Source organism: Polaribacter sp. Hel1_85 (assembly GCF_000766795.1).
In the GTDB taxonomy this organism is placed as follows: Bacteria; Bacteroidota; Bacteroidia; order Flavobacteriales; family Flavobacteriaceae; genus Polaribacter.
Genome location: NZ_JPDS01000001.1, coordinates 43,612 through 58,205, shown reverse-complemented (window position 1 = coordinate 58,205; position 14,594 = coordinate 43,612). Strand labels below are relative to the sequence as shown.

14 protein-coding genes and 1 pseudogene are annotated in these 14,594 nt (G+C 28.3%); 14 read left to right on the top strand and 1 reads right to left on the bottom strand.

Annotated features, from left to right (window positions below; all coding sequences use genetic code 11):
* Positions 1–19 precede the first annotated feature (19 nt).
* The 5 genes from PHEL85_RS00305 (at position 20) to PHEL85_RS00285 (ending at position 4,015) form a co-directional block, all read left to right on the top strand.
* Entirely contained in the window at positions 20–241 is a 222-nt protein-coding gene (locus PHEL85_RS00305) for a hypothetical protein (RefSeq protein ID WP_036819571.1), read from the top strand.
* A 51-nt stretch (positions 242–292) separates the two neighbouring features.
* On the top strand, positions 293–832 hold the full coding sequence (locus tag PHEL85_RS00300; RefSeq protein WP_036819569.1) for an ACP phosphodiesterase: 540 nt from the start codon (positions 293–295) through the stop codon (positions 830–832).
* A gap of 96 nt (positions 833–928) precedes the next feature.
* Positions 929–2,620, top strand: a complete 1,692-nt coding sequence (gene ggt / locus PHEL85_RS00295; RefSeq protein ID WP_036819568.1) for a gamma-glutamyltransferase — start codon at positions 929–931, stop codon at positions 2,618–2,620.
* 112 nt (positions 2,621–2,732) lie between these two features.
* Positions 2,733–3,152, top strand: coding sequence for a VOC family protein (locus PHEL85_RS00290; protein WP_036819564.1), 420 nt, complete (start codon positions 2,733–2,735; stop codon positions 3,150–3,152).
* A complete protein-coding gene (locus PHEL85_RS00285) occupies positions 3,152–4,015 on the top strand; it encodes an RluA family pseudouridine synthase (RefSeq protein WP_036819560.1) in 864 nt (287 codons plus the stop codon). The genes PHEL85_RS00290 and PHEL85_RS00285 overlap by 1 nt, the downstream gene beginning before the upstream one ends.
* 153 nt (positions 4,016–4,168) lie before the next feature.
* On the opposite strand, the gene PHEL85_RS00280 is transcribed toward PHEL85_RS00285, so the two are convergent.
* Positions 4,169–5,647: a PLP-dependent aminotransferase family protein gene (locus tag PHEL85_RS00280; protein WP_036819558.1), complete on the bottom strand. Its 1,479-nt coding sequence runs from the start codon at positions 5,645–5,647 to the stop codon at positions 4,169–4,171.
* Positions 5,648–5,730: 83 nt separating this feature from the next.
* Here PHEL85_RS00280 and PHEL85_RS00275 point away from each other — a divergent pair, with 83 nt between their 5' ends.
* The 9 genes and pseudogenes from PHEL85_RS00275 to PHEL85_RS00235 all read left to right on the top strand — a co-directional run bounded on the left by PHEL85_RS00275 (position 5,731) and on the right by PHEL85_RS00235 (position 14,594).
* Complete coding sequence (locus tag PHEL85_RS00275) at positions 5,731–6,252, top strand: GNAT family N-acetyltransferase (protein WP_036819553.1); 522 nt, start codon at positions 5,731–5,733, stop codon at positions 6,250–6,252.
* On the top strand, positions 6,239–6,529 hold the full coding sequence (locus tag PHEL85_RS00270) for a DUF1272 domain-containing protein (protein ID WP_036819550.1): 291 nt from the start codon (positions 6,239–6,241) through the stop codon (positions 6,527–6,529). Before PHEL85_RS00275 ends, PHEL85_RS00270 begins: the two co-directional genes overlap by 14 nt.
* 2 nt (positions 6,530–6,531) lie before the next feature.
* Positions 6,532–7,047, top strand: coding sequence for a GNAT family N-acetyltransferase (locus PHEL85_RS00265; protein WP_036819549.1), 516 nt, complete (start codon positions 6,532–6,534; stop codon positions 7,045–7,047).
* Positions 7,048–7,049: 2 nt separating this feature from the next.
* Positions 7,050–7,709: a pyridoxamine 5'-phosphate oxidase family protein gene (locus PHEL85_RS00260; RefSeq protein WP_036819546.1), complete on the top strand. Its 660-nt coding sequence runs from the start codon at positions 7,050–7,052 to the stop codon at positions 7,707–7,709.
* A gap of 53 nt (positions 7,710–7,762) precedes the next feature.
* Positions 7,763–9,040, top strand: a complete 1,278-nt coding sequence (locus PHEL85_RS00255; RefSeq protein WP_036819543.1) for a hypothetical protein — start codon at positions 7,763–7,765, stop codon at positions 9,038–9,040.
* On the top strand, positions 9,040–10,122 hold the full coding sequence (locus PHEL85_RS00250; RefSeq protein ID WP_036819541.1) for an AI-2E family transporter: 1,083 nt from the start codon (positions 9,040–9,042) through the stop codon (positions 10,120–10,122). Before PHEL85_RS00255 ends, PHEL85_RS00250 begins: the two co-directional genes overlap by 1 nt.
* Positions 10,123–10,130: 8 nt before the next feature.
* Positions 10,131–11,312, top strand: coding sequence for a class I SAM-dependent methyltransferase (locus tag PHEL85_RS00245; protein WP_036819538.1), 1,182 nt, complete (start codon positions 10,131–10,133; stop codon positions 11,310–11,312).
* Between the two features lie 189 nt (positions 11,313–11,501).
* Complete coding sequence (gene fdhD / locus PHEL85_RS00240; protein ID WP_036819534.1) at positions 11,502–12,311, top strand: formate dehydrogenase accessory sulfurtransferase FdhD; 810 nt, start codon at positions 11,502–11,504, stop codon at positions 12,309–12,311.
* Positions 12,304–14,594: pseudogene (locus PHEL85_RS00235) on the top strand (FdhF/YdeP family oxidoreductase). Before fdhD ends, PHEL85_RS00235 begins: the two are co-directional and overlap by 8 nt.

The following is a 14,594-nucleotide window of genomic DNA, read 5'->3' as shown; positions in this document are numbered from 1 at the left end:
TTTTGTTTACTTTTAACCAATGAAAAAGGAAATTGTAGATTTTATAAAATATAGCCCAATTGAATCTGGATTAATATTTCTTATACTTGAATCTACAATGTTAATTTTTCATCTCAATAAAAAGAAAAATATAAAGTTTTGGGATTCTAATGTAATGGAATGGAAATTTCATGGAAATTATCTAGCAATTATGGCTATGTCATTTATTTTTGGGTTAATTTTAATTATTAAAAACATTTAAAAATTGAATTTTCTAGCACACCTCTACTTATCTCAAAACAATACCAATATTATGATTGGTAATTTTATTGCAGATCATATTCGTGGTAATAATTTTGAAGGTTTTTCTAAAGAAATTCAACAAGGTATTTTCTTACACAGAGAAATAGATACGTATACAGATGCTCATGAAGTTGTCAGAAAAAGCAAACGCAGATTACACAAACGTTACAGACATTATGATGGTGTAATTATTGACATTTTTTATGATTATTTTTTAGCAAAAAATTGGTCTAACTATTCTGCAATTCCTTTAGATATTTATACAAATTCTATTAATAATTTATTTGGAGAAATATCAGAAGTTTTACCTGTAAAGTCGCAAAAATTCATCAAGTATATGATTGAATATGATATTCTTTTCAATTATAATAATAAAGAAGGTATTGCAAAGGTTTTAAATGGGATGAATGCTAGGACAAAAGGAAAATCTCAAATGAATTTAGCTATTGAAGATTTAACGAATTTAGAAAAAGAATTCGAAGAAGATTTTACCCTGTTTTTTAAAGATTTAATTACACATACAAATCAAAAATTTAAAGAATTAATGTAAACTCATTACATGTTTTTAATTTTGTTTCTTTTTAACAATGGAAAAGAAAAAATGATTGAATAAAAAAGAATTCACATTCTCAAATTAATAAAATAAATGAAAAAAATAATTCTACTTTTTATACTTTCCTTATTATTAGTAAACTGCAAAACAGTACCTAAAAAAGAAAGAGTTACTGGCTTAGTAACTCAAAAAGCAATGGTTGTTACTGCAAGAGAAGAAGCTTCTAAAATTGGTGCTGCAGTATTAAAAAAAGGTGGAAATGCTTTTGATGCAATGGTTGCAACAGAAATGGCTTTAGCAGTAGCTTATCCTTTTGCAGGCAATCTTGGAGGTGGTGGTTTTATGGTCTATAGAAAAAATGACGGTGAAATAGGAGCTTTAGATTACAGAGAAAAAGCACCTTTAGCAGCAACAAAAGATATGTACTTAGATAAAGATGGAAATATCATTAAAGGAAAAAGTATTCTTGGAGCAATGGGTGTTGGAATTCCTGGAACAATTGCTGGAGTTTTTGCAACTCATAAAAAATTTGGTACACTTCCTATAGAAGAAATTTTAGAACCTGTTATTAAATTAGCAAAACGAGGTGTTATTGTTACCGAAAAACAAGAAAAAAGAATTCAGAATTATAGACCATTATTTTTAGAAGCCAATAAAGATTCTATCGTTTTTACTAATAAATGGAAAGAAAATGACACCATTAAATATCCTGCTTTAGCAGAAACTTTAACTCAGATTAAAGAAAATGGTAGAGATGAATTTTATAAAGGAAAAACTGCAAAACGTTTGGTAGAATTCATTCAAAATAATGGAGGAATTATAACTTTAGAAGATTTAGCAAAATATGAGGCTAAATGGAGAACTCCTGTTACTTTTAATTATGATGATTTAAAAATTATCTCAATGTCTCCTCCTTCTAGTGGAGGAATTTGTTTAGCACAAATTATGAAAGCTATTGAGCCTTTTGATTTGCATGAATTTGGTCATAATAGCACAAAATCAATTCAAGTTATTACAGAAGCAGAAAGACGTGCTTATGCAGATAGAAGTTACTTTTTAGGAGATCCTGATTTTGTTACTATTCCACAAAAAGAACTAATTAGTACAGAGTATAATAATAAAAGAATGCAAGATTTCAGCTTTGATAAAGCCACTTCTTCTACTGATGTTTCTCATGGAAATATAGAAATTATAGAAAGTGATGAAACTACTCATTATTCTATTATAGATCAATTTGGAAACGCGGTTTCTGTTACCACAACTTTAAATGGAGCTTATGGTTCTAAATTATATTCGTCTGAATTAGGTTTTTTCTTAAACAACGAAATGGATGATTTTTCTAGCAAACCTGGTGTACCAAATATGTTTGGTTTAATTGGCGCAAAAGCTAATGAGATTCAACCAGAAAAAAGAATGTTAAGTTCTATGACACCAACGATTGTAGAAAAAGATGGCAAACTTTTTATGGTAGTAGGAACACCGGGAGGATCTACAATTATTACATCGGTTTTACAAACAATTTTAAATGTACACGAATATAAAATGGGCATGCAAGAAGCTGTAAACGCTGCAAGATTTCACCACCAATGGTTGCCAGATGTTGTAAAAATGGAACCTAATAGTTTTGATAAAACAACAATCTCTGAACTAGAAAAATTAGGTTATAATATTGATGAAGGAACTTCTAGAATTATTGGAAAAGTATCGGCTATTTTAGTTTTACCAAACAATTCTTTAGAAGGTGGAGCAGATAAACGTGGAGATGATACAGCTGTTGGTTTTTAATTTAGCTGGTAGCAAAAAATAGAATAAATTGAAACCTAAAAAGTTCTCGATACAATTTTCTCTTAAAATCGAAAATCACTCGAACTGACAAACTTTGAAACTTTAAAAAAATATGCAAATACAACCTTTTCATTTAGCAATTCCGGTTAAAAATTTAGAAAAATGTAGAACGTTTTACAGAGATATTTTAAATTGTGAAGAAGGTCGAAGTACAGAAAATTGGGTAGATTTTAATTTCTTCGGACATCAATTAGTGATACATCAAAAAGATGGATTTAATCCTGAAAGAATCACTAATCCTGTAGATGGTCATGATGTTCCTGTACCACATTTTGGGGTTGTTTTAACTTGGGATGATTGGCATATATTATCAGAAAGATTAAAAGCTGCAAATACTAAATTTGAAATTGAGCCTTGTATTCGTTTTAAAGGAAAAGTGGGAGAACAAGCTACCATGTTTTTTAAAGATCCAGAAAATAATGCTTTAGAATTTAAAGCTTTTCAAGACATGAGTCAGTTATTCGCTAAATAATGCAATTAACAGAAACTCATATTGTAGAACAATTAGAAAAACCAATTCGTTTTCAAGAATATAGCGTTGGAATTTTTAATACAATCCCAACAAAATCTGGCATTAAAAAAGCCATCAAAAAAGAGCTTATTTATATTGATGGTATTTTAGCAACAACTTCTAAATTTATTTCTGGAGGAGAAAAAATTGAGCTTTATCAATCAGAAAAATCATCAACTTTCGAAAGATTAAAATTAGATATTGAAGTCTTATTTGAAGATGATTATTTAGCTGTTATTAATAAACCAGCAGGAATTTTAGTCAGCGGAAATAAATTTGTAACCATTGCAAATGGATTAACGCAAAACTTAAAAAAAAATAATTTATCTGATGCTGTAAAACCTCAACCTGTACATAGATTAGATTATCCAACAAGTGGACTTTTATTGATTGGAAAAACGAGTAATTCTATTACAGAATTGGGAAAATTATTTGAAAACAAAGAAATTCAGAAAACATATTTTGCTGTTACTATTGGAAAAATGAATCCTAAAGGAAATATCAATTTACCTGTTGATGACAAAAAAGCTGAAACAGAATTTGAAGTATTAAAATCTGTAAAGTCTGAACGTTTTGACTTTTTAAACTTAGTAAAACTACAACCAAAAACAGGAAGAAAACATCAACTTAGAAAACATTTATTAGCAATAGAAAATCCTATTTTAGGAGATAAAGAATACTTTTTAGAAGATAAAATTTTAAACGGAAAAGGATTGTTTTTACACGCTGCTACTTTAGATTTTACACATCCGTTTACGAAAGAAAACATTTCTATTTCAAAAGAATTGCCAAAGAAATTTACGAAGATTTTTCCTAATTTTTAATTCAAATAAAAATATTATAAAAACATCTCGATACGATTTTGTAAAAAAACAAAATCACTCGATGTGACATTATGTATATTAAACTAGTTGTACGTAATGTCAGTTCGAGTGAAATTTCTTTTTCAGAAATTTAGTATCGAGAACATATACGCATTAATATCCTTTAACCTCTTTCATCATTTTAAAAAGTCTGCTTATCAATTCGTGCACTTCTTCTTCATTATAAGTTGCAAAACCCATTCTTATAGAATTATGTTCTAATTTTGCTAAATCATAACGTTGCCACTCTCCTATTTCTAATTGGTGCTTTTTTGCAATTTCGGCAACCGATTTCCAAGAATACTTTTTATTTAATGTAACCCAAACTGCCATTCCTCCTTTAGGAGTTTCAAAAGAAAAAACATCAGAGAAATATTCCTTTAAAAGTTGACAAAATAAATCTCTTCTTGTTTTGTAAACTTTCATCACTTTCTTAATATGTCTGTCTAAATCTCCAGATTTTATAAAATCTTCGAACGCTAATTCTAACAAAGCATCTCCTTGTCGATCAATAAATCTACGTTGATTTGCAGCTTCATTTACAAATTCTTTTGAAGCAACAACATAACCAATTCTAAAAACTGGAGCAACCGTTTTACAAACAGATCCAATATAAATTACGTTTCCATTTATATCATGACTCGCTAAAGGTAAAATTGGAGAATGATTGTAATTAAAGTCGTAATCATAATCATCTTCTATAATTGCAAAACTATATTTCTTCGCTAAATTCAATAAATGAATTCTTCTTTCTGCAGATAAAGTTACAGTTGTTGGGTGATGATGATGAGAAGTTACATACACTGCTTTTATTGACTTTTTCTTACAAATCTGTTCAATTTCATCGGTAACCAAACCATTCTCATCAACAGAAACTCGAACTAAATTTGTTGTTCTTTGTAAAAAATTAGTATCAGCTGAACCGTAATTTGTTTGTCCAACTACAATAACATCACCTTCTTTTAATAGCAATTTTGAAGACAAATAAATGCCCATTTGACTTCCTCTCGTTATTAAAACATTGTCTTTATTAATATGTAACCCACGTGTTTTATTCAAATAATCTGCTAAAGTAATTCGCAATTTTTCATTTCCAAAAAGCGAACCATAAGACATTTCTTTATAAATCTCTTTTTTACCACAAATTCTTCTATATGTTCTTGCAATATCTTCTGTAGGTGTTAATCTTGCATCAGAAACGCCATCATTTAAATACATAAAACCACCTTCTTTTTTAGTAGTTTTTCTTTCAAGGGCTTTGTCTTTATAAAATTGAAAACCGATATTTTTAGATGAAACTTTGGTTTTGGGCAAAAATTCTTGTTGATGTAACTCTGGTAAATTTGCATTGATAAACGTCCCTTTTTTAGGAATACTTTCTACCCAACCTTGCAATAATAATTCTTCATAACAAGCCACAACAGTTTTTCTATGAACATTTAATAATTCAGATAAAGTTCTACTTCCTGGCAACTTGGTTTCTGGCATTAATTTTCGATCTTTAATCAATACTATAAACTGATTAGACAATTGCAAGTACAATGCTTGTTTGCTTTTTCTATCTAATTGAAAACTTGTTGTAAATGGAAACATAAACTGGACTATTATTTATTTTAATTCTGGACGACTAAAATAGTCCATAAAAATAGTAATTTTGAATTAATAAAATATAAAAGATGATTAAATTAGAAAAATTTAATGTTTCAGATTATGATTGTTTAATTAATTGGGTAGATACAGAAGAATTAATGGTTCAGTTTGGAGGCTCTCTTTTTGATTTTCCGATTACACATCAACAATTAGACACATATACAAAAAATGAAAATAGGTTAATTTATAAAGTAATTAATCTTGATACAAATAATACAATTGGTCACGTAGAATTAGACAAAATCGATTATAAAAACAAAAATGCTCGAATTAGCAGAGTGCTAGTAGGTGATCAATCTAATAGAAATAATGGCTTTGGAAAAAAGATTATAAATGCAATTGTTAACATTGGTTTTAAAGAATTAAAATTGCACAGATTAGATTTAGGGGTTTACGATTTTAATAAACAAGCAATAAATTGTTATGAAAATTGCGGTTTTGAAATTGAAGGATTGTTTAAAGAAAATATGAAAGTTGGAAATGATTATTGGTCTACTTATAATATGAGTATCCTAAATACCAAAAAGAATAATTATGTTAGAAATTAGACCAAATTGCGAACATTGTAATAAAGAGTTACCAAACATATCTACAGAAGCAATGATTTGCACTTTTGAATGCACGTATTGCAAAACGTGTGCTTTAGAGGTATTCGAGAATGTTTGTCCTAATTGTACTGGTAATTTTGTTGAACGCCCTATTCGTCCATCAAAATTTCTAGAAAAATATCCTGCTTCTACAAAGAGAATTTTTAAACCTAAAAATTTAGTGATTGAAAAACAAAATACTGAAAAGTATAAAAACATCAACCAAAAAGAAAGATAAAAATGATAGAAATTAGAAGAGCAACCGTTGCTGATGCAATTCATATCGCTTTATTAGGAAGAATTACATACACCGAATCTCATGGAGATTATGTAGAAAACAAAAAAGATTTACTCAATTTTTATGATAAAAATTACGCTGTGTCTAATATTAGGAAAGAATTAAATGACTCTGAAAATTTGTTTTGGATTGTTTTTTCTGATGAATTACCAATCGGTTTTGCGAAACTTTGTTTGAATGAAAATCAATCAAATTTAAAAGACAATAATTTTTGTAAGCTTCAAAGATTATACATCTTAAACGATTTTATCGCATTAAAAATAGGTTCTCAATTACAAGATATTATTTTACAAGAAGCAATTGATTTAAACTACAAAACAATTTGGCTTACTGCTTATTACAAAAACACAAAAGGAATTAAATTTTATAAAAAATACGGTTTCGAAAAAGTGGGAGAAATAGATTTTATTGTTGGAGACACCAATTACCCTAATTTAATATTTGTTAAAAATTTATAGAAATGGAAGAATATCAACAATCAAAATTAAATAGAGTAAAAAGAGGTCAAAACAGGGCAACTTATGATGTTGATAAAATCAACACGATTTTAGATGCAGGTTTTTTATGTTATGTCGGTTATATTTATGATGGAAAACCGATTACTATTCCTATGGCATATGCTAGAAGAGAAGATAAAATTTACATACATGGTTCTACTGGAAACAGAATGTTATTATCTATTTTAGAAAGTGAGAAAACATCAATAACTGTAATGCACTTAGATGGTTTGGTTTTAGCACGTTCTGGTTTACATCATTCTGTAAATTACAGATCTGTTACACTTTTTGGAAATTTAAAAAAATTGGAAAAAGATACTGATAAAAAAGATGTTTTAAAATGGATTGTTAATCAAATGGTACCAAATCAATGGGAATCTTTAAGACCTATGTATCAAAAAGAATTAGACAGAACTTTAGTGGTAGAATTCACAATTGAAACCGCTTCAGCAAAAGTTAGAGATGTTGGTGTTGCTGATGAACCTGAAGATTATGAATTAGATGTTTGGGCAGGAATTGTACCCATTAAACAAGTAGCTGAATACCCAATTGCCGATAAAGGGAAACCAGAAAACATGAAAATTCCAAAACACATTTTAGATTATTATGAAGCCAACAAATAGTTTCTTCTTTTAAAATTTAATATTTTAGCTTCTAAATTTTTAACTCACTAAAAATGATGAAGCTTTTTAAATTTATAGGAATTCTTTTACTGCTTTTAATGGTTGCTGCAGGTGTCTATTATTTTGTAAATAACGAGTCGTTACCAGAAGGAAAAAAAGGAAAAGAAGCCGATGCTTTGGCAATAAAAATGTTTAATGCCATAAATAGTGAGGCTTATGAAAATACAGAAATTTTAAAATGGAGTTTTAGAAAAAAACATTATTATACTTGGCATAAAAATAAAAACATTGTTCATATTTCTTGGGCAAATTACAAAGTAACGCTTCATCCTGATAATCCAGATAAATCTGAAGTTTATATTGATGGAAGAATTTCTGATCATAGAGAACTTGTAAAACAAGCACATGATCACTTTAACAATGATTCTTTTTGGTTAGTTGCTCCTTTTAAAATTTTTGATCCAGGCACAGAAAGAAGCATTGTAAAACATGATGGTAAAGATGCCCTTTTGATAACCTATACTTCTGGAGGAACAACTCCTGGAGATTCTTATCTCTGGATTTTAGATGAAAATTACATGCCAACTTCTTTTAAAATGTGGACAAGTATTATTCCTATTGGAGGCGTTTCTGCAACTTGGTCTGATTGGAAAAAAACAAGTTCAGGGATAAAATTACCTACAAAACACAAACTTTCATTATTTGGGATGATTTTACCAATGGGAGAAGTAAAAGCGTATAATGAAAAAGCAGATGAATTGGCTGAAAAAGTTTTGAAAGCAATAAAGCATAAAGCTTATAAAAACACACGTTATATAGAATGGAGTTTTGGCGGAAAAAGGCATTTTAAATGGGATAAAGAAAAACATATTGCAACTGTTTCTTGGGATACAATTCGTGTAAATTTACATCCACAAGAAAAAGAAAAAAGCACCGTTTTCTATCACGATAAATTACAAAAAAATGCAGATTCAAAAATTGTAAAAAGAGCTTGGGATATTTTTAACAACGATTCTTTTTGGTTAGTTGCTCCTCATAAATTATTCGATAACGGAACAATTAGAAGTATAAAAAAAGTGGATGACAAAGAGGCTCTTTTAATAAAATACACAACAGGAGGAACAACTCCAGGAGATTCTTATCTTTGGCTTTTAGATTCTAATTATGTACCTATAAGTTACAAAATGTTTGTTCCAAGTATGAAAATAAATGGAGTTGATGCAACTTGGCAAGATTGGATTACAACAGAAAGCGGAACATTATTACCAACAAATCATACTTTTGGTAATAATAGAAATTTAAGTATGGGCACAGTAAAAGGATATAATTAATGAATTCAAAAATAATTTCAAACGGAATTTTAAGGGCTTTAGGTATTTTAGTAGGAATTTTCCTTTTAGGTTATTTTTTATATGCCATTCAATCAGTAATCATCTATATTATTATTGCAGGAATTTTATCCTTAATTGCAAGACCAATTATCATCTTTCTAAGAAGAAAATTAAAGTTTCCAAATACGCTGGCAGTTATTTTTACAATGCTCTTGTTATTAGGCTTTCTAACAGGTTTAATTGTAATGTTTATCCCTTTAGTTGCAGAACAAGGAAAAAGTTTATCATTATTAGAAGTTGATAAACTACAAGAGAATGTTCAAGAAATATTCAATGAAACAACTGCCTATTTTTCATCAAAAGGAATTGATGTTTTAGGCGAATTAAAAAATGTTGATTTTCTTTCTCAATTTAAAGAAATTCCAAATTTATTAAATTCGGTTTTAGGAGCAGTTGGTTCTTTAAGTGTTGGTTTATTTTCTGTACTTTTTATTTCTTTCTTTTTTATGAAAGACAGCCAATTATTAAAAAAAGGTGTGATGACAATTATTCCTCGTGGCAAAGAAGGAAGATTCTCTAATTCTTTAGAAACTATTAATGATTTATTGTCTAGATATTTTATTGGATTACTTTTTCAAATTACCATTTTATTTATTTTATACACCATTATTTTATTAGTTTTTGGCATTGACAATGCAGTTGTAATTGCATTTTTATGTGCTTTACTAAACCTTATTCCTTATGTTGGACCAATGATTGGTGCAGTAATTATGTTTGTTTTATCAATGACAAGTAACATTGGTTTAGACTTTCAAACAGAAATATTATCTACTTCTTTATGGATTATGTTCTGTTATTTAATTGCTCAATTAATAGACAATTTTGCAAGTCAGCCACTTATTTTTTCTAAAACAACAAAGTCTCATCCGTTAGAAATTTTCTTAATCATTATTATTGGTGGATTGCTTTTTGGAGTTGTTGGTATGATAACAGCTGTTCCATTATACACTGCTTTAAAAGTGATTTTAAAAGAGTTTTTATCTGATAATAAAATAGTAAAATCAATTACAAAAGATCTTTAATATAATCTTTGAATACTGCAATATTACATCCAGAAGTTCAGCAATTTATTACTGATAATTTAAAATCTAACATCACAAAACTGGTTTTAAAAGGAAGTCCTTTTGATGCTATTTCCATACAAGAAATCGCAAATCAAATTGTTGCAAAACAAAAATCTGAACACAAACTATCTTCATGGTTTAACACAAAAAACATTTATTATCCTGCTAAAATTAGCATTGAACAAACCTCATCAGAGATAACTGCAAAGTATAAATCTAATTTAATAAAAGGCGATTCTATAATAGATATTACTGGAGGTTTTGGTGTAGATTGTTTTTATTTTTCGAAACATTTTAAAAAAGTAATTCATTGTGAAATTAACGATGAATTATCAACAATTGTAAAGCATAATTATCAACAATTAAAAGTAAATAATGTTGTTACTTTTTCTGGTGATGGAATTGAGTTTCTTAAAAATTCTAATACCAATTTCGATTGTATTTACATAGATCCATCTAGAAGAAATGATTTAAAAGGAAAGGTTTTTTTGTTAGATGATTGCCTGCCTAATGTTCCAGAAAATATTGATTTTTTATTTTCTAAAACCAATCAAATCCTCATTAAAAACTCACCTATTTTAGATATTACAAGTACTATAAATGAGTTAAAATTTGTAAAGGAAATTCATATTATTGCTATCAATAATGAGGTTAAAGAATTGTTGTTTTTATTAGAAAAAGATTATAAAAAATCAATCGAAATAAAAACGGTAAATATTGGTAAGAACGGTATTCAATCTTTTATCTTTGATTATAAAGAGCAAGTAATTTCAGAATATTCAGAACCTCTATCCTATTTATACGAACCCAATGCTGCTATTTTAAAATCTGGTGGTTTTCATCAAATTTCAAAACAATTAAATGTTTTCAAATTACATCAGCATTCACATTTATATACTTTAGATGTATTAATTGACTTTCCTGGAAGAGTTTTTAAAATTGAAAATATAATTCCATATAACAAAAAGAAAATTAAAAATTTTCTGCCCGAAAACAAAGCAAACATCACAATTAGAAACTTTCCAAAAACAGTAGCTCAAATAAGAACAGAAACTAAAATAAAAGATGGTGGAAATTGGTTTTTATTTTTTACCACACTGAATATCAATGACTTTATTGTTATTCTCTGCAAAAAAATAACTGAATAATTTTAATAAAAAATTCTTCCTTTTTATTTAATATTACCTTTTTTTTCGTTATATTTACATAAGCTTAAGTGTTTTTTGATTAGGGGCTTAAAACACTTAAATAAAAAGTCTCGAATTCAGTTTCGAGACTTTTGTTTTTTTAAACTACTTTTTTCATTAAGTTTGTATTGAAAGCCTAACTTTCCATTCATGCAAACAACCACATATCAAGCAATAAAAATTTATAACAACTCTCAAAACACCATTCAAGATGTTTTAGTTGTAGAAGCTCCTCTGCAAATAAATATTAATGATGAGCCTTATACTGTTGTTATGAGAACTCCAGATAATGACAAGGAATTGATAAGAGGATTGCTTTTTGCTGAAGATATTTATAAAAGTGAAAAAACATTAATTTTTCAGATAAATAAAGAAGATAATGGAGTTCCTTCAATTATTAACGTTACTATTTCAAAAGAATTATTAGGAAAAGGATATCTCAATAAAAGAACATTATTATCTGTTTCTTCTTGCGGTATTTGTGGAAAAAAAGAATTGAAAGATATAAAAGTTGAAGGAGAAAAATTTACGCAAATAAATAATTTTACAGTAGATAACTTACATAAAATGTTATTAAACATGAGTAGTTTTCAGCACACATTTAAAAGCTCTGGAGGAAGTCATGCAGCTGCAATTTATAATAATAAAAATGAATTTTTAACTTTAAAAGAAGACATTGGAAGACATAATGCTGTAGATAAAGTTATTGGAGACTTAATAATAAAAGACTACTTACACCATGCCAATTATTTATTTGTAAGCGGTAGAGTTTCTTATGAAATTATTTCAAAAGCATTTTTAGCAAAAATACCGGTTATTGTTGCCATTTCTGCTTGCTCATCTTTAGCTATAGATTTTGCAAAAGAATTTGGTATTTGCTTAATTGGTTTTACAAGAGATCATAAAATGACAATATACTCTAATCCTTCATTGGTAAAAAAAGAAACTGTTTATGTCTAAAAAACTAAAAGAACAGCCACCAGAAAAATTAACTGGAATTCGTTTAACAGAAGTTCCTAAAACCTCTGCAGGTGTTAAGGCAATTGTTTCTGCTTTAACTCATATTAAAGATGAAGTTGGTGTTGCTAAAGGAATTCAATTATTATCTAAAATAAATCAAAAAGATGGTTTTGATTGCCCAGGTTGTGCGTGGCCAGATCCAGATGATAAAAGAGCTTTTTTAGCTGAATATTGCGAAAATGGCGCAAAAGCAGTTGCAGAAGAAACAACCAAAAATAAAGTTTCTCCAATGTTTTTTGAAATGAATTCTGTTCAAGAACTATCTGAATTATCAGATTATGAAATTGGAAAAAGCGGGCGAATTACACACCCAATGTATTTAGCTGAAGGTGCTACTCATTATAAAGAAATTTCTTGGGAGAACGCTTTTGAAATGATTGGAGATGAATTAAATTCATTAGAATCTCCTAACGAAGCTATTTTTTATACCTCAGGAAGAACAAGTAATGAAGCTGCTTTTTTATATCAATTATTTGTTCGTCAATTTGGTACAAATAATTTACCAGATTGCTCTAACATGTGTCATGAATCTAGTGGTGTTGCTTTATCTCAAACTTTAGGAATTGGAAAAGGATCTGTTACATTAGACGATTTTAATCATGCAGATTTGGTGATTGTAATTGGTCAAAACCCAGGAACAAATCATCCAAGAATGTTAGCCGCTTTAGGAGAAACAAAAAAAGAGGTGGAAAAATAATTACCATCAACCCTTTACCAGAAGTTGGTTTAATGAGTTTTAAAGATCCTCAAAATCCTTTAAAATGGATTGGTTCTGGTCAACAATTAACAGACGAATATCTTCAAGTAAAAATTAATGGTGATGTAGCTTTACTAAAAATCATCTTAAAGTTGATGAAAGAAAAAGAAGATGTAGCACCGAATTCTGTTTTCAATCATCAATTTATAAAAGAAAAAACAGCAGGAATTGATGAACTTTTAAAAGATTTAGACAATTATACTATTGATGAATTGTTACCTCAAACAGGTTTATCACTAGAAAAAATAAAAAAAACTACAGAACTTATTATCAACAATGAAAAAATAATTATTTGTTGGGCAATGGGTTTAACACAACATAAAAATGCAGTTGATAATATTAGAGAAGTTGTAAATATTCTTCTTTTAAAAGGTAGTATTGGTAAAAAAGGAGCAGGAACTTGTCCTGTGAGAGGACACTCTAATGTTCAAGGAGATAGAACTATGGGAATTTGGGAAAGACCAAAAGCTTCATTTTTAGATAGTTTGGAAAAAGAATTCAAATTTAAAGCGCCAAGAAAATTTGGTTTTGATGTTGTAGAAGCTATAGAAGCGATGCATAAAAAAGAGGCCAAAGTATTTTTTGGTATGGGAGGTAATTTTATTTCTGCAACTCCAGACACAACTTTTACTGCAGCAGCTTTACAAAAATGTAAATTAACTGTTCAAGTTTCTACAAAGTTAAATAGAAGCCATTTAATAACTGGGAAAAGAGCTTTGATTTTACCTTGTTTAGGTAGAACAGAAAAAGATTTTCAAAACAATAAAAAACAATTTGTTTCTGTAGAAAATTCTATGGGTGTTGTTCATCAGTCAAAAGGAACATTAAATCCAAGTTCAAAAGAATTATTAAGTGAACCTGCTATAGTTGCTGGTATTGCAAATGCTACTTTAAAAAATACTACTGTAAATTGGTCTGAGTTAATTTCTAACTATGACTTAATTCGTGATAAAATTGAAGCTACAATTCCTGGGTTTAAAGATTATAATAATCGAGTGAGAATTAAAGGTGGGTTTTATTTACCAAATAATGCGAGAGATAATAATTTTACGCCAACAAAAACAGGAAAAGCTAATTTTAGTATCAACAAACCTTCAGAAATTGTATTAGAAAAAAATCAATTTATGATGATGACTATTAGAACTCATGATCAATACAATACAACCATTTATGGATTAAATGATAGATATAGAGGTATATTAAATGAAAGAAGAGTTGTTCTAATGAATAAAGATGATATGATGTCTTTAAAGTTAAATAAAATGGATTTAGTTGATTTAACAAGCCATTTTAACAACGAAAAAAGAGAAGCTAAAGGCTTTTTGGTAGTTCCTTATGACATTCCAAAAAAATGTACTGCTACCTATTTTCCAGAAGCGAATGTATTAGTGCCATTAAAAAGCAAAGCAGATATTAGTAATACACCAGCTTCAAAAACTGTAATTATTACTATTAAAAAAAGATAA

What these genes read in the sequence shown, in the direction of transcription:
- PHEL85_RS00305 (WP_036819571.1), top strand. Translation starts at nt 20, where the DNA reads ATGAAAAAGGAAATTGTAGATTTTATAAAATATAGCCCAATTGAATCT.
- PHEL85_RS00300 (WP_036819569.1), top strand. Translation starts at nt 293, where the DNA reads ATGATTGGTAATTTTATTGCAGATCATATTCGTGGTAATAATTTTGAA.
- ggt (WP_036819568.1), top strand. Translation starts at nt 929, where the DNA reads ATGAAAAAAATAATTCTACTTTTTATACTTTCCTTATTATTAGTAAAC.
- PHEL85_RS00290 (WP_036819564.1), top strand. Translation starts at nt 2,733, where the DNA reads ATGCAAATACAACCTTTTCATTTAGCAATTCCGGTTAAAAATTTAGAA.
- PHEL85_RS00285 (WP_036819560.1), top strand. Translation starts at nt 3,152, where the DNA reads ATGCAATTAACAGAAACTCATATTGTAGAACAATTAGAAAAACCAATT.
- PHEL85_RS00280 (WP_036819558.1), bottom strand. Translation starts at nt 5,647, where the DNA reads ATGTTTCCATTTACAACAAGTTTTCAATTAGATAGAAAAAGCAAACAA.
- PHEL85_RS00275 (WP_036819553.1), top strand. Translation starts at nt 5,731, where the DNA reads ATGATTAAATTAGAAAAATTTAATGTTTCAGATTATGATTGTTTAATT.
- PHEL85_RS00270 (WP_036819550.1), top strand. Translation starts at nt 6,239, where the DNA reads ATGTTAGAAATTAGACCAAATTGCGAACATTGTAATAAAGAGTTACCA.
- PHEL85_RS00265 (WP_036819549.1), top strand. Translation starts at nt 6,532, where the DNA reads ATGATAGAAATTAGAAGAGCAACCGTTGCTGATGCAATTCATATCGCT.
- PHEL85_RS00260 (WP_036819546.1), top strand. Translation starts at nt 7,050, where the DNA reads ATGGAAGAATATCAACAATCAAAATTAAATAGAGTAAAAAGAGGTCAA.
- PHEL85_RS00255 (WP_036819543.1), top strand. Translation starts at nt 7,763, where the DNA reads ATGATGAAGCTTTTTAAATTTATAGGAATTCTTTTACTGCTTTTAATG.
- PHEL85_RS00250 (WP_036819541.1), top strand. Translation starts at nt 9,040, where the DNA reads ATGAATTCAAAAATAATTTCAAACGGAATTTTAAGGGCTTTAGGTATT.
- fdhD (WP_036819534.1), top strand. Translation starts at nt 11,502, where the DNA reads ATGCAAACAACCACATATCAAGCAATAAAAATTTATAACAACTCTCAA.